This window comes from Streptomyces sp. SID14478, from assembly GCF_010548525.1.
Lineage (GTDB): Bacteria > Actinomycetota > Actinomycetes > Streptomycetales > Streptomycetaceae > Streptomyces.
The window spans coordinates 1-19,140 of record NZ_JAAGMG010000144.1 but is presented as its reverse complement, the minus strand read 5'-3'; the positions used below and the strand labels follow the sequence as shown (position 1 = coordinate 19,140).

General features: G+C 71.1%; 16 protein-coding genes and 1 pseudogene. 10 read left to right on the top strand and 7 right to left on the bottom strand.

Translation table 11 applies throughout. From position 1 onward, the window contains the following. On the top strand, nucleotides 1–1,494 hold a 1,494-nt coding region (locus G3I40_RS05865), incomplete at its 5' end, for a penicillin-binding transpeptidase domain-containing protein (RefSeq protein ID WP_164301090.1). Nucleotides 1,495–1,536: 42 nt separating this feature from the next. On the opposite strand, the gene G3I40_RS05860 is transcribed toward G3I40_RS05865, so the two are convergent. Next, nucleotides 1,537–2,418 (bottom strand): 2-hydroxy-3-oxopropionate reductase, encoded by an 882-nt coding sequence (locus G3I40_RS05860; protein ID WP_164301089.1) that lies wholly within the window; start codon nucleotides 2,416–2,418, stop codon nucleotides 1,537–1,539. An 83-nt stretch (nucleotides 2,419–2,501) separates the two neighbouring features. On the opposite strand from G3I40_RS05860, the gene G3I40_RS05855 reads away from it, so the two are divergent. The 3 genes from G3I40_RS05855 (at nucleotide 2,502) to G3I40_RS05845 (ending at nucleotide 5,665) form a co-directional block, all read left to right on the top strand. Next, nucleotides 2,502–2,663 (top strand): hypothetical protein, encoded by a 162-nt coding sequence (locus G3I40_RS05855; protein WP_164301088.1) that lies wholly within the window; start codon nucleotides 2,502–2,504, stop codon nucleotides 2,661–2,663. 116 nt (nucleotides 2,664–2,779) lie between these two features. After that, nucleotides 2,780–4,837, top strand: a complete 2,058-nt coding sequence (locus G3I40_RS05850; RefSeq protein ID WP_164301087.1) for an NB-ARC domain-containing protein — start codon at nucleotides 2,780–2,782, stop codon at nucleotides 4,835–4,837. A 57-nt stretch (nucleotides 4,838–4,894) separates the two neighbouring features. Further along, entirely contained in the window at nucleotides 4,895–5,665 is a 771-nt protein-coding gene (locus tag G3I40_RS05845) for an endonuclease/exonuclease/phosphatase family protein (RefSeq protein ID WP_164301086.1), read from the top strand. A 20-nt stretch (nucleotides 5,666–5,685) separates the two neighbouring features. Here G3I40_RS05845 and G3I40_RS05840 read toward each other — a convergent pair whose 3' ends face one another. Beyond that, nucleotides 5,686–6,924 carry a serine hydrolase domain-containing protein gene (locus tag G3I40_RS05840; RefSeq protein ID WP_164301085.1) on the bottom strand — a complete coding sequence of 413 codons (1,239 nt, stop codon included), beginning with the start codon at nucleotides 6,922–6,924 and terminating at the stop codon, nucleotides 5,686–5,688. Nucleotides 6,925–7,228: 304 nt separating this feature from the next. Between G3I40_RS05840 and G3I40_RS05835 the strand changes: the two are divergent. Next, nucleotides 7,229–7,462: pseudogene (locus tag G3I40_RS05835) on the top strand (hypothetical protein); the annotation flags it as partial. Nucleotides 7,463–7,557: 95 nt separating this feature from the next. Continuing rightward, nucleotides 7,558–7,875 (top strand): MazG-like family protein, encoded by a 318-nt coding sequence (locus G3I40_RS05830; RefSeq protein WP_203643519.1) that lies wholly within the window; start codon nucleotides 7,558–7,560, stop codon nucleotides 7,873–7,875. 81 nt (nucleotides 7,876–7,956) lie between these two features. Here G3I40_RS05830 and G3I40_RS05825 read toward each other — a convergent pair whose 3' ends face one another. Further along, on the bottom strand, nucleotides 7,957–8,553 hold the full coding sequence (locus G3I40_RS05825; RefSeq protein WP_164301083.1) for a TetR/AcrR family transcriptional regulator: 597 nt from the start codon (nucleotides 8,551–8,553) through the stop codon (nucleotides 7,957–7,959). 113 nt (nucleotides 8,554–8,666) lie between these two features. Here G3I40_RS05825 and G3I40_RS05820 point away from each other — a divergent pair, with 113 nt between their 5' ends. From G3I40_RS05820 to G3I40_RS05810, 3 genes are all read left to right on the top strand, one after another. Beyond that, the gene (locus G3I40_RS05820) at nucleotides 8,667–9,926 is read left to right on the top strand and encodes an MFS transporter (protein WP_164301082.1); all 1,260 of its coding nucleotides are present in this window, start codon (nucleotides 8,667–8,669) and stop codon (nucleotides 9,924–9,926) included. A gap of 51 nt (nucleotides 9,927–9,977) precedes the next feature. Beyond that, entirely contained in the window at nucleotides 9,978–11,081 is a 1,104-nt protein-coding gene (locus G3I40_RS05815) for an NAD(P)/FAD-dependent oxidoreductase (RefSeq protein ID WP_164301081.1), read from the top strand. 355 nt (nucleotides 11,082–11,436) lie between these two features. Next, entirely contained in the window at nucleotides 11,437–12,960 is a 1,524-nt protein-coding gene (locus G3I40_RS05810) for a chitinase (protein ID WP_164301091.1), read from the top strand. 75 nt (nucleotides 12,961–13,035) lie between these two features. Here G3I40_RS05810 and G3I40_RS05805 read toward each other — a convergent pair whose 3' ends face one another. The 4 genes from G3I40_RS05805 to G3I40_RS05790 all read right to left on the bottom strand — a co-directional run bounded on the left by G3I40_RS05805 (nucleotide 13,036) and on the right by G3I40_RS05790 (nucleotide 17,449). Next, nucleotides 13,036–13,638 carry a hypothetical protein gene (locus G3I40_RS05805; protein ID WP_164301080.1) on the bottom strand — a complete coding sequence of 201 codons (603 nt, stop codon included), beginning with the start codon at nucleotides 13,636–13,638 and terminating at the stop codon, nucleotides 13,036–13,038. Nucleotides 13,639–13,771: 133 nt separating this feature from the next. Beyond that, a complete protein-coding gene (locus G3I40_RS05800; protein ID WP_164301079.1) occupies nucleotides 13,772–15,871 on the bottom strand; it encodes a xanthine dehydrogenase family protein molybdopterin-binding subunit in 2,100 nt (699 codons plus the stop codon). Nucleotides 15,872–15,938: 67 nt separating this feature from the next. Continuing rightward, entirely contained in the window at nucleotides 15,939–16,919 is a 981-nt protein-coding gene (locus G3I40_RS05795) for a xanthine dehydrogenase family protein subunit M (protein WP_164301078.1), read from the bottom strand. Beyond that, nucleotides 16,916–17,449, bottom strand: coding sequence for a 2Fe-2S iron-sulfur cluster-binding protein (locus G3I40_RS05790; protein ID WP_343244840.1), 534 nt, complete (start codon nucleotides 17,447–17,449; stop codon nucleotides 16,916–16,918). The genes G3I40_RS05795 and G3I40_RS05790 overlap by 4 nt, the downstream gene beginning before the upstream one ends. A gap of 437 nt (nucleotides 17,450–17,886) precedes the next feature. Between G3I40_RS05790 and G3I40_RS05785 the strand changes: the two genes are divergently transcribed. Further along, a partial coding sequence (locus G3I40_RS05785) for a class I tRNA ligase family protein (RefSeq protein WP_164301076.1) occupies nucleotides 17,887–19,140 on the top strand: 1,254 nt, incomplete at its 3' end.

Below are 19,140 nucleotides of genomic sequence, written 5' to 3'. Positions count from 1 at the left end.
GGCGACGACGCCGGGCCGCAGCCCGCGGCCGCCGCCCAGGCCAAGGCGTTCCTGGCGGACTGGGCCGGCGGCCGCTTCGACAGTGCCGGCACGCGCACGACGAACCCCACCCGGGCACAGGAGGTGCTGCGCAGCTTCACCGCGGGCCTCGACATCAGCAAGCCGCGGCTCACCGCAGGTCCCGCCGAGAACGCGGACGACGGCATCGTCCAGGTCCCCTTCACGGCGAAAATGCCCGTCACCGAGCTGGGCACCTGGACGTACCGCTCCCAACTCCCGGTACGCAAGCAGAAGAACGGGACCTGGAAGGTCGACTGGTCCCTGGGTGTCGTCCATCCGCATCTGAGCGACACCGCCAAGTTCCGCCTGGAGCGGGCGGACACGGCACGGCCGAAGGTCACCGACCGCAACGGCACGTCCCTGACGGGCGACGCCTATCCGTCACTGCAGCCGGTACTTTCCCAGTTGGCCGGCGGGGCATCCGGGCCCAGCGGTGCGATCCGGCTCGTGGACAGGGCAACGGGCGAGGTCGAGGGCACCGAGACCACCTTCGGCAAGGCGAACCGGGCCGCCTCCGACAAGCCTGCGGCCACGACGCTGGACGCGACCTGGCAGGCCGCCGCGGACAAGGCCATGGCAGAGAAGGCCGACGGCAAGAACGCGGCGCTCGTCGTCATGCGCGTCGACAACGGCGAGATCCTCGCGCTGTCCAATTCCCCCGTCTCCGGGTTCAACCGCGCCATGTCCGGAACGTACGCGCCGGGTTCCACCTTCAAGATCGTGACGAGCAGCGCGCTGCTGATGAAGAACGCCGTGGCCCCCGACGACACCGTGGACTGCCCCAAGTACCTCACCGTCGGCAAGGAGTTCCACAACGTCGAGACGTCCTCGTTCCCGAACGCCACCTTCCGCAAGGACTTCACCGAGTCCTGCAACACCGCCTTCATCAGCCTGCGCGGCAAGCTCGGCGACACCGAACTCGGGGATGCGGCGCGCAAGTACTTCGGGATCGGCCAGAACTGGCATGTCGGCATCCCGTCCTACGACGGTTCGGTGCCCAGGCCCAAGGACGAGACGGAGAAGGCCGCCTCGATGATCGGTCAGGGCCGCATCCAGGCCAACCCGTTGATCATGGCGTCGGTCACAGCGACGGCCGCGTCCGGCCGCTTCCACCAGCCGACCATCGTGCCCGGAGCCAAGGACACGACGTCCACCACGCCGCTCCCCCGGTCCGTGGTGGATCAGCTGCGCACCCTCATGCGGGCCACCGTCACCGAGGGGACCGCGCACGTGCTCTCCGACCTGCCCGGTGCCATCGGCGCGAAGACCGGTACCGCCGAGGTCTCGGAGAGCGAGCCCAACAACGGCTGGCTCGTGGCGCAGCGCGGCAACGTCGCCGTCGCCTGTGTCGTCGAACAGGGCGTCACGGGCGGCGGCTCGGCCGGCCCGATCCTGCACAGCCTGTTGTCGGCCGTGCCGCAGAACCCCTCCTGAGGGGCCCGGGCCGAACGTACGGGCGTACCGGGCGGGGCCGTGTCAGTCGGTCGGGCCGCTGAGTTGCTCCACCACCCGCAGCAGCACCGAGTGGTCCAGCTCGCCCCAGCCGTTCGCCTGCGCGGTGGCGATCTGCTGCGCGGCCACGGCCGTCACGGGCACGACGGCTCCCACGGCGCGGGCCGCGTGGGCGGCGATCCCCATGTCCTTGTGGTGCAGCGCCACCTTGAACCCGGGGGTGAACTCGTTCCGCAGGAAGTTGTCCTTCTTGCGCGCGAGCACGGTCGAACCCGCCAGTCCACCGCCCAGCACCTCCAGGGCCGCGGCCAGGTCGACGCCGGACTTCCGCAGGAAGGTGACGGCCTCGGCGCAGGCCTGCAGGTTGACTGCGACGATCATCTGGTTGGCGGCCTTGACGGTCTGGCCCGAGCCGTGCGGACCGCAGTGAACGACGGTCCGGCCCACGGCCTCGAACACGGGCCGCGCGGCCTCGAAGTCGGCCGGGTCGCCGCCGACCATGACGGACAGCACGCCTTCGACGGCCCCCGCCTCGCCGCCGGACACGGGTGCGTCGAGCACGCGCACCCGGTACTCCTTCGCCTTCTCGGCGAGGGCGACCGAGATGTGCGGCGGGATGGACGAGTGGTCGATGAGCAGGGCACCGGGGCGGGCGTGCGCGAGGATGCCGTCCGGTCCGTATGCCACCTGCTCGACCTGGGGCCCGGCGGGCACCATCGTGATCACGACGTCGGCGTCCCGGACGGCTTCGGCGATGCTCGCGGCGGCCTTGCCGCCCGCCTCGACGAGGGGAGCGGCCTTCTCGGGAGTGCGGTTCCAGCCGGTGACCCGGTGCCCTGCGCGGACCAGGTTGACGGCCATGGGGCTGCCCATGATGCCCAGTCCGATGAATGCGATGTCCGCCATGCCACCCTCACTCTTCCTGATTCCATAATGCGGAATAGTTAGTCCGCTGTACGGAATCCTAGCAAGGGTGCCGCGCGCCGTGCATGCACTCACGTCACACCGCGCAGGTCGCCGGTGTCGATCCCCTCGACGGCGAGCGCGGCGCGGTACCGCGCGATATCCGACGGCTCGACCTCCTCGGATCCCCCGACGAGATCCGGCAGGGCGGCTACTCGCGCCGTACGCTCATGGCGTCGCCGACGTGAAGGCGACGGAAGCGGAGGAGACGATCGTCGCCATCGTCAACGGAGTGGCACGCAAGAGGTGTTGACCTCGCCGAAGTCCCGGGTCGACGTGCCACGACTGCGTCAGACTCTTCCTCATGGCAGTCATGGTTCCCGACGAGACAACCAGCTTCGTGGGGCGCGGCAACGAGTCGCGCCAAGTGGTCGGCATGCTCGCGACGCACCGCGTCGTGACGCTGGTGGGTGCGGGCGGCGTCGGCAAGACCCGCCTGGCCGTACGCGGGGCCCTTCAGGACGAGGGGCGCCATCCGGACGGCGTGTACTGGGTGGATCTCACACCGCTGGTCGGTGACCGGCTGCTCATCGCCACGGTCTGCGACGTGGTGGGACTCGCCGATCACACCCCTCGCATGCAGATCGACGTGCTGCGGTCGTGGCTGGCCGACCGGCGGGTGCTCCTTGTGCTCGATTCCTGCGAACACCTGGTGCCCGACCTGCGGCGCATGTTGGATGACCTGCTCGCCTACGCGCCTGGTCTGACCGTGTTGGCCACGAGCAGGAAGCCTCTTGAGGTCGCGGGCGAGCAGACCGTCAGGGTCGATCCCTTGCCGGTCGACGAAGGAACGCCGGGCGAGGACAGCGACGCGCTGCGGCTCTTCCGGGACCGGGCGCGTCCCGTCGTGGCGCCTCATGTACTGGACTCACCGGAATGGACGGCCGCGGCCTCGGACGTGTGCCGGAGGCTCGAAGGGGTGCCCCTCGCCCTGGAGTTGGCCTGTGCCCAATTGCGCTCGCGGAGCATCGCGGACCTGGCGGACGCCCTCGCTTCGAGGCTCGAAGCCCTTACGGGCGACCCGACGGCCCGGCCGGCGCGGCATCGGGCCCTGCGGACGACCATCGGCTGGAGCCACGAGCTGTGCAGCCCCGTCGAACGCCTGGTGTGGGCGCGGCTCTCCGTCGCCCGCTGTCCTGTCGACCTGCAGGCGGCACAGGCCATCTGCGCCCTTCATCCGTTGGGTCCGGACGAGGTGGCCGCCGCGCTGGACAGCCTGGTGAACCAGTCGGTGCTCACCCGCGTCGGGGATCGCTTCCGCATGCTGGACACCCTCAAGGAGTACGGGCGGATGTGGCTCGCGGAGCTGGGCGAGGAGGAGCGGATCGCGCGGGCCCACGCATCCCACCACCTGCACGTGGCGCGCACGGCAGCAGCCGAATGGGCGGGGCCAAAGCAGGTCCAGTGGTACCAGCGGATCGCGCGGACCCATCCTGATCTGTGCGCCGCCATCGATCACCTCCTGCTCGTGCGCCCCGAGGAAGGGCTCGAACTGGCAGGCCACGTCGCCTTCTACTGGACCTGCTGCGGCCATCTGCACGAGGCCCGCGGCTACTTGGAGCGCGGCCTGGCACTGCACCACGCGCACGGCCCGGTGCGTGCGCAAGCGCTCTGGGGCCTGGGGGTCGCGTGCCTCCTGCAGGGTGAGCACGACACCGCCCAGGCTCTCGCGGCCGACTGCGCCCGCGAGGCAGAGGAGTTCGGTGACCACGAGGCCCGGCTCGCGGCCGCCTATCTCAACGGCCTGATCTATCTGCTCACCGGGCGGCCGCTGGTCGCCCGCACCACGGCCGAACGTGCCCTGGACGCCGAGGCCCGCGGCACCAGCACGTCCCCCGGCCGGCTGCGCTGTCGGCTGATCGGCGTCTTCGCCCTGACCGCCCTCGGCGCCCACCACGAGTCCCAGGCCCTGGCCCGCGAACTCCTCGCCGAATGCGAGGCGGCCGACGAACTGTGGACGCGCTCCTACCTGCAGTACCAGCTCTCGCTCATCGCCCTGTTCGAGGACCGGGTCCAGGACGCCGAGGAGCACGCCCGCGCGATGCTCCACAGCAAGTGGAGCATCGGCGACAGCTTCGGCATCGCGCTCGGGCTCGACCTGCTCGCGGCAGCCCTGGCCGCCCAAGGTCAGAGCGAGGACGCCACGGTCCTGTCGGGCACCGGCCTCGCCTATTGGCGCAGTGTCGGCCACCTCCAACGCGGCACGCCCGAACTCGCCCCCGTACGTGAGCAGACGGAGCGACAAGCCCTCACGGACATGGGCCCGCAGGCGTACAAGATCGCCCTGCAGCGCGGCGAGGAGGACACCGAGAGGGGACTTGCCCTCGCCTTCGGCAACGCCCCCGACCGCGCACCGGAGTGACGTCTCACGCGCCACAGGCCCACTGCCCCGCGCGGACGCGCGAAAAAGGAGGAACCCATGGCCCTCACCATCGTGACCGCCAATGTCCGCGGCCCGGCAGACCCGCCTCCCGCGGCGTGGGAGTGCCGCCGCGACCTGCTCGCCCACGTCCTCGCCGGCACCGGAGCCGACGTGATCGGCACCCAGGAGACCACCGGCGTCCAGCGCGACGACCTGCTGGAGCGGATGCCGGGCTACGCGTTCCACGGGCGTGACCACTACGGCGGACACGACGGGGAACACACGGGCATCCTCTGGCGCACGGATCGCGTCACGGCGCTGGAGACCGGCGACTTCTGGCTCTCCGACACCCCCGATGCGGTGGGCTCCGGCACATGGGGCAACCCCCGGCCCCGGGTGACCACTTGGGCCCGCCTGCGCGTGGAGGGGGTGGAGTTCGTGATCGCCAACAGCCACTTCCCGTGGCCGGAGGACGCCAGCGGAGAAGCCGGGCGCACGCGGTGCGCGCAGGCCCTGCACGCGCAGGTCGCCGAGCTTGCGGCCGGTGGGCCGGCCGTGCTGGTCGGCGACTTCAACACCGGCCCGTCGAGCGACACGCACGCCGTGCTGCTCGACGACTTCGCCGACGCCGTGGACACCGGCGCACACCAGGGGCCTCCGGGGACCTTCCATGGCTTCAGCGGCGTGCCCGAGGAACGTATCGACTGGATCCTGGTCCGCGGGTTCCACGTCCGCCGCACCCGCACCCTCGACGACCACGACCACGAGGTCTGGCCCTCGGACCACTTCCCCGTCCTCGCCCAACTGGAGGCGACGAGGGGGAAGTGAGGGCGTCCCGACCCGAAGGGCTATCCCTTCGGTGCATCCTTGCCGGTCCTGTCGCACAGGGCATGGTCGACGAGGGCACCCGTGGCACGGTTGAGAGCAACGAGGTCGGGCGGTGCCGTGGTGGTGGTGATCGAGACGGTCACCGCACGTGTGCCGTCGGCGCTCACGGCGGGGCGGGTGTTGACGCCCACCCCGTCGCCCTCATGGGTGTAGTAGAAGCCTCCGCAGGAGAGCGGGATCTTGCGCAGTCCGAGGCCGTAGGTTCCCTCGGGCATTTCCGCCACATCGTCGGGGTCGTCAGTGCGCCGGACGGTCTCGCGCATCTCGCGCCACTGCCGGGCGGGGAGCAGTCGGCCGTCGGCCAGGGCGCGGAAGAAGGTGTTCAGGTCGGCAGCGGTGCTGACCACGCCGGAGTCGGCGGTGTGCTGCAGGCTGTGCTCGGTCACGTCGAGACGCGCGCCGTCCTCGTTCATGAGGTACGCGTTCACGTGCGGGTCGGGCAGGTGGGGATCGCGTCCGGGAACGGAGGTGTCCCGCAGCCCCAGCTTCGCGATCACCCGCTGCCCGACCAGCTCCTCCCAGCCGGCACCGCCCGCCTTCTCGGCGATCATCGCTGCCAGCAGGTAGTTGGTGTTCGAGTACGCCCACCGGGTCGCACGGCCCTGTGGGGAGACGAACACGGGAGGATGCTGCATCGCCACCGCGACCAGGTCGGCCGCCGCAGTGGTGTCGTAGCGGTGCTCGTCGAAGTGGTGGATCAGCTGGTCCTGGAGGGCCGGGTCGTCCATGTAGTCGTACAGGCCGCTGGTCTGCCGCAGCAGGTCGCGGACGGTGATGCGGCTGCCGTCGTTGCCGTGGCCCGTGACGACGCCCGGGAGCCAGTGTTCGACGGTGTCGTCCAGTGACAGCCGCTTCTCCGCGGCGAGTTGCAGGACCACGGTCGCCATGAACGCCTTCGTCGTGCTCGCCGTACGAAAGTGCGCGTTCCACGGGATCGGGTCCGCCGAGCCGACCGCACGGGTGCCGATGCGGGCCATGACAGGCGCGCCGTGCGCGGTGTCCACCCGGGCCAGCACGTTCACGTCACCGCCGCCCGCCTTGCGTACGGCTGCCAGGTCCCGCTGGAGCGCGCGCTCGTCGTAGGAGTGTCTCGCGGCCGACTGCCCGGCGCTCGCGGCCACGGCCGCGGGAGAGCTCAGTGCGAGCAACGCCCCCGCCAGGACAGCGGCCTTGGTCTTCTTCGACAACAGCATCTGCATGATCCCATCCCCGTTCTGTGCCCCTGTTGGTGACGATGACCAGCCAACCGGATCCGGAACGGCCTGGGGATGAGGGTGCCCTCCGGATCGAGGGTGGACCTAAGTCCCCCCTCGCGCCGCACCCCGGACGACGGTCTCTGGAACCTCATTCGTCACAGGGGCATCTAGCGTTGGCGATTCGGCCACACGGTGTCCCGCCCAGAGGGCCCGGTAGCCGCACCCGCACGTGCAACTCCGCGCGCAGCAAGGGTTCCAGGGAGTCCGGAATCGAGCGCGTTCGATTCCCATTGGGCGTCGTTATGCCATGCACCGCCGAGCCACCCAGTGCGGCATCACAACCCCGAGGAGGACACAGGTGACTGTGACCGACACCGCGCCCCCGGACGGCGAGCGGCCGCCGCCTCCGCCCCCGGCCGCCATCACCTTCGAGGGCGAGTACGGGAAGAATCCCCTGGCAGAAGCCGGCTTCCGGGCCATGTGCCGACATCTGCCCGCCGTGCTCGGGCACACCGCGCGGATGGCGTGGGCCAACGACAGGTGACCGTCCATGCCCCTCTCATCAGGCACCCGAGACCCCGCCCACGCCAGAGAGTCGAGACGCACGTGACGGACATCTGGGAAACGATCGGCAGCTTGGCCCACCGTCTGGAGGAGCATTCCACCCTCCCCCGGGAACAGCGGATCCTCCTGCAACTCCTCAAGATCCAGGAGGAGGCGGGAGAAGTCGCCGAGGCCGTCATCGGCGTCTTCGGACAGAACCCCCGCAAGGGCCACTCGCACACCTGGGACGACGTCGAGGCCGAGGTCTGCGACGTCATCGTCACCGGCATGGTGGCCCTGATCCGGTTGAATCCCCGCGCCGAAGAGGTCCTCACCCGGCACCTGCGGCGCATCGCCACCAGGGACCTGACCGCGGTGGATCCCACCGCCGGGACGCGGCCGAGCCCGTGATCGGCGCAGCGTATCCAGGAGAACGGAGAACGGGGACGGACGACCGCCCCTCCGTGCGTCGCGGCCCTGCCCCTGGGGCGGTCAGACGGTCGCAGGGGCGGTGGTTGCCGCCCAGCCGGCCTCGATGAACCTGAAGGTGACGTCGATGATCTGCGCGGCGTCGTCGAGTGAGCGGATCGACGGGACGATCCCCAGGGCGGTGCGGGCGACGAGGCGGCTGGCGGTGTCGGGGGCGGACAGGCCGATGTCCGCGGCGATGACCTCGGCGAGGGCGTTCTCGTGGCGCAGCCACATTCTGGCCGAGTAGTCCCGCAGGGCGGGCGTGCCGTCGATCAGCTGATGGAACTGCGCCAGTCGGGGCTCGTTGCGGGCGGTTTCCACCATCTGCTGGAACCAGCCGCGCAGCGCCTGCGGGACGGAGACGCCGTCGGGACGCTCGCGCACGACGTCGAGCAGGAGCTGTTCCTGTTCGTCGTCCTGGTCGAAGACGAGAGCCTCTTTGGACGGGAAGTGGGCGAACAGGGTCGCGGTGGCGACGTCCGCTTCCTGGGCGACCTCGCGCACGCCGACGTTGTCGTAGCCGCGCGCGAGGAACAGCCGCAGGGCCGTGTCGGCGATCAGCTTGCGGGTCTGCGCTTTTTTGCGTTCACGGCGTCCGAGCTGCTGGTTTGTCCCCATGAGCTCACCATACCAGTTGCAAAACCAGAACTGTTCTGTTTACAGTCTTGTTCTGTAAATCGTTCCGGGTGTGCGACCGCCGCCACCCCGCGACCGCCCGCTGGGAGGAAGCCATGGACACCACAACCACCACCGCACCGGACGGTGGCACGGTCACCTCCGCACCGCGTCGCCGGGCATGGGTGGTCATCGTCTGCCTCACGCTGCTGAACTCGATCGGGATGACCGTGGTCTTTCCGGTCCTGCCGTTCGTCACGCTGGAGTACGTCCACGAGGGCTCCCTGGCCCTGTGGATCGGTGTACTGGAATCGGTGAACGCCCTCTGCGCGTTCCTCGTCGCACCCCTGCTGGGCGGCCTGTCCGACCGCATCGGACGACGCCCCGTGCTGATCATCAGCGCGTTCGGCGCCGCCGCCAGTTACGCGATGTTCGGCGTCGGCGGCGCCCTGTGGGTGCTGATCGCCGCCAGGGCCGTCCAGGGTTTCGCGGCGGGCGACATGCCCGCGATCTTCGCCTACGTCGCCGACATCACCCCGGCCAAGGACCGCACCAAGCGGTACGGCCTGCTCGGCGCCCTGACCGGCGTGGGCATGATGATCGGCCCCGCGATCGGCGGCGCCCTGTCCAGGATCAGCCTGGACGCCCCGGTCTACGCGACCGCGCTGATCGCCGCCCTCGTGGGGCTCGTGGCCCTCTTCGCGCTGCCCGAGAGCCTCGCCCCGCACCACCGGGCCAAGAAGCTCAACCTGGAGGAACTGCACCCGTTCAAGGTGCTCAAGGACGCCTTCGCCCGTAAAGAACTGCGGGTTCTCCTGACCGGGTTCACCCTGATCAGCATCCCGTTCTACTTCTACGTGAACAACCTCTCCGTGCTCGGCAAGGACAGCGTGGGCTGGGGCCCGGCCCAGATCGGCCTGGTGCTGTCGGCAGCCGGCATCCTCGACATCGTCATCCAGGGCGGACTGCTCGCCCTCCTGGTGCCCCGCATCGGCGAACGCGGCGTGGTCATCTCCGGCATAGCCGGTCAGGCGGTCGGCTGCGCCGGAATGGCCCTGGTCGCCTTCGCCCTCGACACACCCCAACTCCTGGCCGTGGCTGCCCTCCTGTTCGCCTCCGGCCAGGGAGCCATGACCGCCGCCCTGGACGGGCTGATGTCGAACGCGGTCGGCGCCGACGAACAGGGATGGCTGGCCGGAGGCATCTCCTCCATCGGTTCGGCGATCCAGATGACCGCACCCCTGCTCGCCGGATGGCTGTACGCGAGCACCGGCCACGCGACCCCTTACGCCCTCGGCCTCCTCATGATCATCACCGCGGCCGTCCTCCTCTTCCGCACGACGGCCGGCCCCGGCCGCGTCACAGCCGCCCCATAGGGGCCGGCCGCGCCCCGACCCCGCAACCCCACTCCCGCAAGGACCCCACCCATGTCGCACTCCACCCCCCGTATCGCCATCGTCGGCGCCGGCCCCGGCGGCCTGCTCTGCGCCACCGTGCTGCGCCAGGCCGGCATCCACGCCACCGTCCTCGAACGCGACCCCAGCGCCCACCACCGAACGCAAGGCGGCAGCCTCGACCTGCACGAACACACCGGCCAGGCCGCGCTGCGCACCGCCGGCCTGCACGACGCTTTCCTCAAGCTGTCCCGGCCCGAGGGCCAGGAGATGCGCGAGTACGCGCACACCGGTCGCCTGGTCGCACACGAGGAGGACCCCGAAGGCCCCGCACGTCCCGAGATCGACCGCACCGACCTGCGCACCATGCTCCTGGAGGACTTCGGGACGGAGAACGTGCGCTTCGACACGGCCGTCCTGGAAGTCCGCCGCACGCCCCACGGCCGCACCCGCCTCACACTGGGTGAGGGAACCACCGAGGAGTTCGACCTCGTCATCGGCGCCGACGGCGCCTGGTCCAAGGTCCGGCCCGCGCTCTCCGACGCCGTCCCGCTCTACACCGGCAACACACTGGTCGAGACGTGGTTCACCGACGTCGACGACCAACACCCCGCGCTCGCCCGGCTGGTCGGGCACGGCATGATGCTCGCCACCGACGCCGGCGACCCCACCCACTTGCTCATCGGCCAGCGCAACGGCGACGGCAGCATCCGGGTCTACATCGGCCTCAAGTGCGCACTCGACTGGGCCGCGCAGGCCGGAGTGGACCTCGCGGACACCGAGGCCGTACGCGCCCATTTCCTGACGGTGTTCGCCGGCTGGCACGAGGACCTGCGCCGCGTCCTCCGCGAGAACGAAGGCCCCTTCGTCAACCGGCCCGTGCACCGGCTGCCCTACCCCCACACCTGGCAGCACACCCCTGGCATCACCCTGCTCGGCGACGCCGCGCACCTGATGCCCCCGGCCGGGCAAGGCGCCAACCTCGCCCTGATCGACGGAGCCGACCTCGCCCTGGCGATCGGAGATGCCGTCCGTCACGGCTCCGGCCTGGACGCGGCCGTCGCCTCCTACGAACGGACCATGCACCCGCGCGGCGCCGCGGCGGCCGAGGAGTCCGCCCTCGCCCTGGAGCAGTGAGGCGGCCTTGAGAACGCCTCGGTCGACTCTCACGGCATCGTCGGTCGGCGGCGCACGACGAAGCACCGATCATGAGCGTGCGGTGCGCTCCGTGGGGGCACCATCGAATTCGGCAGATGGTTCGACGACCCTCCCGGCCCAGGTCGGGCGCCATCGGGGCCCGGGGGCCCGGTCTGACCAGCACCCCCACGGCGCACGGAGCGATGCGTCGCCGCACGAGGCAGGGAGAGTCGCCAGAATTGGTCTAGTCCTCACTTGGTGCAGACCATTGACATGTCTCTGACCGCAGGGCTATTCCGTATGCATCTCCCGTGCGTCACAGCTGAGTTGACGCCGCCTCACTTCTTGGATGGCCATGAGACGTATGCGCTCCCTCCGTGCCACTGTCACCGCGGTGGCCACCGCAGTGGCCGCTCTGGGCCTCACCGCCGTCGCGGGCTCCCCCGCGCAGGCCGCGACCCCGCTCCCCGCCCATGTCTTCGCGCCGTACTTCGAGTCGTGGACCGGTGAGAGCCCGGCCGCTCTCAGCGCCCAGTCCGGGGCCAAGCACCTGACGATGGCGTTCCTCCAGACGGCGTCGAAGGGCTCGTGCACCGCCTACTGGAACGGCGACACCTCGCTGCCCGTCGCCGCGTCGTCCTTCGGCGCGGACATCAAGACGATCCAGGGGCGCGGCGGGGACGTCATCCCCTCGTTCGGCGGCTACACGGCGGACACCACCGGCACCGAGATCGCCGACAGCTGTACGGACGTCGACCAGATCGCCGCCGTCTACGAGAAGGTCGTCACGACCTACGACATCCCCCGGCTCGACATGGACATCGAGGTCGACTCCCTGAACAACAACGCCGGCATCGACCGGCGGAACAAGGCGATCAAGAAGGTCCAGGACTGGGCCGCCGCCAGCGGCCGCAAGCTGGAGATCTCGTACACCCTGCCGACGACGACCAGTGGCCCCGCCGACAGCGGGCTCGCCGTCCTGCGGAACGCGGTGGCCAACGGCGCGCGCGTCGACGTCGTCAACCTCATGACCTTCGACTACTACGACAACGCCTCGCACAACATGGCGCAGGACACCAAGACCGCTGCCCAGGGCCTGTACAACCAGCTCGCCACGCTCTACCCCGGCAAGAGCGCGGCGCAGCTGTGGGGCATGATCGGCGTCACCGAGATGCCGGGCGTCGACGACTTCGGGCCGGCCGAGACGTTCACCCTCGCCAACGCCAAGGACGTGTACGACTGGGCGACCGGCAAGGGGATCAACATGATCTCCTTCTGGGCTCTCCAGCGCGACAACGGCAGCTGCCCCGGCGGGGCGGCCGGTGACACCTGCTCCGGCATCGAGCAGAACACCTGGGACTTCTCCCACGTCTTCGCGCCCTTCACCAGCGGCACGACCGCGCCGGGCAACGACTTCTCCCTGACCACCGCCCCGGCGTCGGGGACGGTCAAGGCCGGTGCCTCCACGAGCGCGACGGTACGGACCTCGGTCACCGCGGGCAGCGCCCAGAGCGTGAAGCTCTCCGTCAGCGGCGCGCCCGCCGGAGTCACCGCCTCCCTCAGCCCCGCCTCGGTGACGGCCGGAGGAACCTCGACGCTCACCGTCGCCACGACCGCGGCGGCCGCCAACGGCACCTACCAACTCGTGGTCAGCGGCGCGAGCCCGGCCGCCGCGCACTCGGCGACGTACTCGCTGACCATCACCGGCGGCAGCGGCAGCCAGTGCACGGCGGCGCCTTGGGCCTCGGGCTCGATCTACACGGGCGGCCAGCAGGTGTCGTACAAGGGGCACACCTGGAAGGCCAAGTGGTGGACGACGGGCGAGGAGCCCGGCACCACCGGCGAGTGGGGCGTCTGGCAGGACCTCGGCGCCTGCTGAGACCCGATCGGTGCGCGCAGGAGCCCGGGGGCTGTCGGCCCCCGGGCTCCTGCGTCCCTCCGCGAGCGATGCGGGTCAGGCTCCGATCCACGCGGCCGTGGTGAGCGCCCCCAGCGCCGCACCCGCCGCGGTCTGCGCCACCGTGTGGTAGCGCAGGGCCACCCGGGACCAGCACACCGCCGCGGTCACGGCGTACCCCGCCAGCCACCAAGGACTGTGCACGACGGCGAGCAGTGCGACCACGGCCGACGCGACCGCCGAGTCGACGGAGACCTTCCAGACGGTGTTGATGCCCAGCAGGACGACGGTCATCACCCACAGCGCGACCATGGCCCTGATGACGTCCGACGGCGCGTTCCCCAGCGTCATCAGCAGCGCGCCGGTCCCGACGGACGCCAGGATCACGAGGAAGATCGGCGCCCGCTTCGTCCGGTCCACCACATGGCGGTCGCCCCACGTCCCCCGCTTTCGTTCGAACTCGATGTAGGCCGCGGGCACCACGCCCGCGCACAGCGCACCGAGGAGCCCCCACGCCAGCCCGGCGAGGCCGCCCGCGACGGCGCCGATCCCGAGCATGCCGACCACGAGGACGTTGCGTGGCTGCAGGATGTCCGTGACGGCGCGGGCAACGCTGCTCGTGGACGTGCCGGAGTCCGGCTGGGCAAAGGAGGGATTCACTGTCGTCCTTCGTTCAACGGGCAACTCGAACCGGTTCGAGGCGACGAGACACAGCTCGCGCCCGGCCCGGCCCGTCAGGCTAGCGTCGGATCGACGCCGCCGGTGAAGTCACCGTCGTGGGCGACCTGCCTCCTCACAGGCCCGCCGAGAGCAACCGGTCCGGCGTGAGGGGGAGTTCGCGCAGGCGCAGCCCGGTCGCATGGTGGACCGCGTTGCCGATGGCCGCCGCCGTTCCGACGATGCCGATCTCCCCGATCCCTTTGCTGCCCATGGGGTTGAGGTGCGGGTCGTCCTCCTCGATCCAGTGGGCCTCGACGGCGGGGACGTCCGCGTGGGCCGGTACGTGATAGGACGCGAGATCCGACTCGGTGAAGTCACCGAAAGCGGCGTCCATCGTGCTGCCTTCGGTGAGCGCCATGCCGAGTCCCATGGTCATGCCGCCGATGAACTGGGAGCGCGCGGTACGGGCGTTGAGGATGCGTCCTGCGGCGTACACGCCGAGCAGGCGGCGCACCCTGACCTCTCCGGAGACCGTGTCGACCGTGACCTCCGCGAAGTGGGCGCCGAAGGCGTGCCGGGCGAAGCCGCTCTCCGCGTCGGCGGTGCCTTTCGTGTCCGCGGTGGCGCTCAGCCCGTCGGCGGGCAGCGGGTCCTTCCTGTCGGCGAGGCGTGCGACCAGGCGCGTACACGCCTCGTGCACCGCCCACCCCCACGAGGCAGTACCGGACGAGCCGCCCGCCAGCGGAGCGGACGGCAGATCGCTGCTGCCGATCTCGGTGCGGACGCGGTCCAGGGGCACGCCGAGCGCGTCGGCGGCGATCTGGGCGAGCACGGTGCGGGCGCCGGTGCCGATGTCGGTGGCGTTGACCTGGACGACGTAGCGGCCGTCCGGCAGCGCGCGGGCGCTCGCCCGTGAAGGGGAGACAAGGACCGGATAGGTCGCCGAGGCGACTCCGGTGCCGACGAGGAGCGGGCCCTCGGTGCGGGCACGGGGGCGCGGGTCGCGGCCGTGCCAGCCGAAGCGTTCGGCACCCTCGCGCAGGCACTCGGCGAGGTGTCGGCTGCTGAACGGCAGGCCGCTGTCCGGTTCCGTCGCGGTGTCGTTGCGCACCCGCAGGTCGACCGGGTCCATGCCGAGCTCGGTGGCGAGTTCGTCCATCGCGGACTCCAGCGCGTACATGCCGGGGGCCTCGCCGGGGGCCCGCATCCACGAGGGGCTGGGCACGTCGAGGGCGACGACCCGGTGGGTGGTGCGGCTGTGGGGCGAGGCATACATGGTGCGGGCGGGGCTCGCCGCCTGCTCCACGAACTCCTTGATGCGCGAGGTGTGCGTGGTCACCTCGTGGATGACCGTGGTGAGGGTGCCGTCGCGCTCCGCACCGAGCCTGACGCGGTGCAAGGTGGGCGCGCGGTGACCGACGACCGCGGGCAACTGCCGTCTGGACAGGGCGACTTTGACCGGCCGGCCCGTCGAGAGGGCGGCCATGGCGGCGAGTACGACCTGGGGCCGCGGTGTCCCCTTGGAGCCGAAGCCGCCGCCGACGTGTTCGGAGACGACGGTGATCCGGTCCTTGGGCAGCGCGAAGAGCGCGGCGAGCGTGTCGCGCACGGTGGTGGCGCCCTGACTGGAGTCGTGGACGGTCAGCCGGTCGCCCGCCCAGTGGGCGGTGGCGGCGTGCGGCTCCATCGGATGGTTGTGCAGGGGAGGCATCTGATAGGCGACGTCGACCCGCGCGGGCGCGGTGCGGAAGGCGCCTTCGGGGTCGCCCCGGCGCGACTCCCCCGCGGCTCCGCCGTTCGCCTCTTCGGGGATGTAGGCGTCGGGGTGGTCGACGCGCAGGGTGACGTCGTGCGGCTCTTCGCGGTAGGTGACATCCAGCGCGGCGGCGCCCGCGCGGGCCGCCTCGGGGGTGTCGGCGACGACCAGGGCGACGAACCAACCCCGGTGCGGTACACGGGAGTTCTGCAGGACGAAGAGCGTCGGGTCGTCCGGTTCGGTGAGGCGGGGCGCGTCCTCGTGGGTGAGGACGGCCCGGACACCCGGCTGGGCGAGCGCGGCGGAGGTGTCCACGGCGGTGACGTGCCCGGAGGCCACCGTGGCGGGGACCGGCCTGGCGTAGAGGCAGCCGTCCGGGGTGTGTTCGGCGGCGTACCGCGCGGCTCCGGTGACCTTGTCGCTGCCCTCCCTGCGCTCGGCGGGTGCGCCCAGCGCGGCGGCGTCGGTGTCCGTCATGGAGTGTCTCCCTCGGCGGTCGTGCGGTGGGCGGGGCGAGGCGGGCGCCCCGGGGGCCGGCACATGGTCACGGGGTGAGGCGGCGCAGCACGTCGCCGGCGAGGTTGCGCGCGAGTGCGACCTTGTAGGCGTTGTCCCGCAGGGGTTCGGCGGCGGCGAGTTCGGCGTCCAGGGCCCGCAGGAACGCGTCGTCGCCGGCCCGTTCCCCCACGAGCGCCTCCTCGGCCCGGCGCGCCCGCCAGGGGCGGTGGGCAAGACCTCCGAAGGCGATCCTCGCGTGGCGTACGACGCCGTCCGTCACGTCGAGCACCACGGCGACGGAGGCGAGCGCGAAGGCGTAGGAGGCCCGGTCGCGGGCCTTGCGATAGGCCGAGGGAAGACCGGCCACGGCAGGCGGGAGGACCACCCCGGTGATGAGTTCCCCGGGGGCGATCTCGGTGTCCCGCTGCGGGCTGTCGCCGGGAAGGCGGTGGAACTCCGTGACGGGCAGGGTACGCTGACCGTCGGGGCCGCTCAGTTCGACCCGGGCGTCGAGCGCGGCGAGCGCGACGGCCATGTCGGACGGGTGGGTGGCGATGCACTGCTCGGAGTGGCCGAGTACCGCGTGGTCCCGGTGGACGCCCTCGCGGGCGCCGCATCCGGTGCCCGGTTCCCGTTTGTTGCAGGGTTTGGACGTGTCCTGGAAGTAGGGGCAGCGGGTGCGCTGGAGGAGGTTGCCGCCGGTCGTCGCCACGTTGCGCAGCTGGCCCGACGCCCCGGCGAGGATCGCTTGCGCGAGGACCGGGTAGCGGTCGCGGATCAGGGGGTGGGCGGCCAGGTCGCTGTTGCGGACGGTGGCGCCGGCCCGTACGGAGCCGTCGGGGAGTTCGTCGACGGCGGCGAGCGGCAGCCGGCTGATGTCGATCAGAGCCGCTGGCTGTTCGACGCCCAGTTTCATCAGGTCCACGAGATTGGTGCCGCCGCCCAGGTACCGGGCACGGGGCTGTCCCGCATAGGCGGCGGTGGCCTCTTCCACACTGCGTGCGCGTACATAGGCGAACGGTTTCACCGGGCCACGTCCTCGACTGCCTCGACGATGTGCGGATAGGCGCCGCAGCGGCACAGGTTGCCGCTGAGCCGCTCACGGATCTCGTTTCTGCTCAGTGCGACGGGCGCGCCCGTCGCGTCGGCCGGGGCCGTGACGTGGGAGGCACGACCGGCGGCCGCCTCGTCGATGGCGCCGACGGCCGAGCAGATCTGGCCGGGCGTGCAGTAGCCGCATTGCAGGGCGTCGCGGTCCAGGAAGGCTCGCTGGAGCGGGTGCAGCGCATCGCTGTCGGGCCCGGTGAGCCCTTCGACCGTGACCAGGTCGCCGCCGTCCTGGGCGACGGCGAGCAGCAGACAGCTGTTGACCCGGCGGCCGTCGAGCAGCACGGTGCAGGCGCCGCACTGGCCGTGGTCGCAGCCCTTCTTCGCGCCGGTCATGCCCAGGTGCTCGCGCAGCGCGTCGAGCACGGTCGTCCGGTGGTCGACGGTGAGCTCGTAGGGCTTCCCGTTGATGCGCAAGGTGATGTCCGAGCCGGTCTGCGGGGCGGGCACCGGAGCTTCGGGGGGCGGTGAGCCGGGGGACGTGTCCACGAAGAGCCTTCCGCGTGAGGGCGTGAGGACTGCCCGGGACCCGGGACGGGCGCCGGACGGGGTCGCGCCTCCCAGCCTGGGCCAGAGACGGCGTTCCAGCACGCCGGGAAGGCACGATGCGTCATCGCGGACGCGTCCGGGAGGCATCTGGTACCTGGCGCCGCACGCGGATCATGTCCGGAACGGCCCGACGCGTCCACGCCCTCCTGATGGCGGCTGCAACCTGCGCGGATGCGGGATGGCTGCCGCGGACCGGCAGGCTGGAGCCGGTCGTACGCGAGGGGTCTTGGTCACACGCGAATTTCCTTCGTGCGGCCGTCTTTCCTTCCCGGCCCGGGTGAGGGCGGCCCGCACCGGCCGGGCCGGACGCGACGTGCCCGGGCCGTAGGATATGCGCCGTGACCGACAACATTCAGCGCCCCGCGAGCGGGCCGAACAGCACCCCTGAACTGCCGACTCAGTACACGCCGGCCGAGGTAGAGGGGCCGCTGTACGAGCGCTGGGTAGAGCGCGGTTACTTCGACGCCGACGCGAAGAGCGACAAGCCCCCGTACGCCATCGTCATCCCGCCGCCCAACGTCACCGGCTCCCTGCACCTGGGCCACGCCTTCGAGCACACGCTGATCGACGCCCTCACCCGCCGCAAGCGCATGCAGGGCTACGAGACGCTGTGGCAGCCCGGCATGGACCACGCCGGCATCGCCACCCAGAACGTCGTCGAGCGCGAGCTCGCCAAGGAGGGCACGTCCCGCCACGACCTGGGCCGCGAGGCGTTCGTCGAGCGGGTGTGGCAGTGGAAGGGCGAGTCCGGCGGCCGGATCGCCGGCCAGATGCGACGCCTGGGCAACGGCGTCGCCTGGAGCCGCGACCGCTTCACCATGGACGAGGGCCTGTCCCGCGCCGTCCAGACCGTCTTCAAGAACATGTTCGACGACGGCCTCATCTACCGTGCCGAGCGCATCATCAACTGGTGCCCGCGCTGTCTGACGGCCATCTCCGACATCGAGGTCGACTACCAGGACGACGACGGCGAGCTCGTCTCCATGAAGTACGGCGAGGGCGCCGACACCGTCGTCGTCGCGACCACCCGCGCCGAGACCATGCTCGGCGACACCGCGGTCGCCGTGCACCCGGACGACGAGCGGTACGCGCACTTGATCGGCAAGCGGATCAAGCTGCCGCTGACCGACCGCTCCATCCCGGTCGTCGCGGACACGCACGTCGACCCGGAGTTCGGCACCGGCGCCGTCAAGGTGACCCCGGCGCACGACCCGAACGACTTCGCCATCGGCCGGCGCCACGACCTGGAGTCGATCGAGGTCCTGGACGAGCGCGGCATCATCACCGCCCACGGCCCCTTCGAGGGACTCGACCGCTTCGAGGCGCGTTCGGCCATCGTCGCCGCACTGCGCGCCGAGGGCCGGATCGTCGCGGAGAAGCGCCCGTACGTGCACTCGGTCGGACACTGCTCGCGGTGCAGGACGACGCTGGAGCCCAGGCTGTCGCTGCAGTGGTGGGTGAAGGTCGACACGCTCGCCGCGGCCGCCGGCGACGCGGTGCGCGACGGCCGGGTGGACATCCACCCCGCCGACCTGTCGCAGCGCTACTTCGACTGGGTCGACAACCTCAACGACTGGTGCATCTCCCGGCAG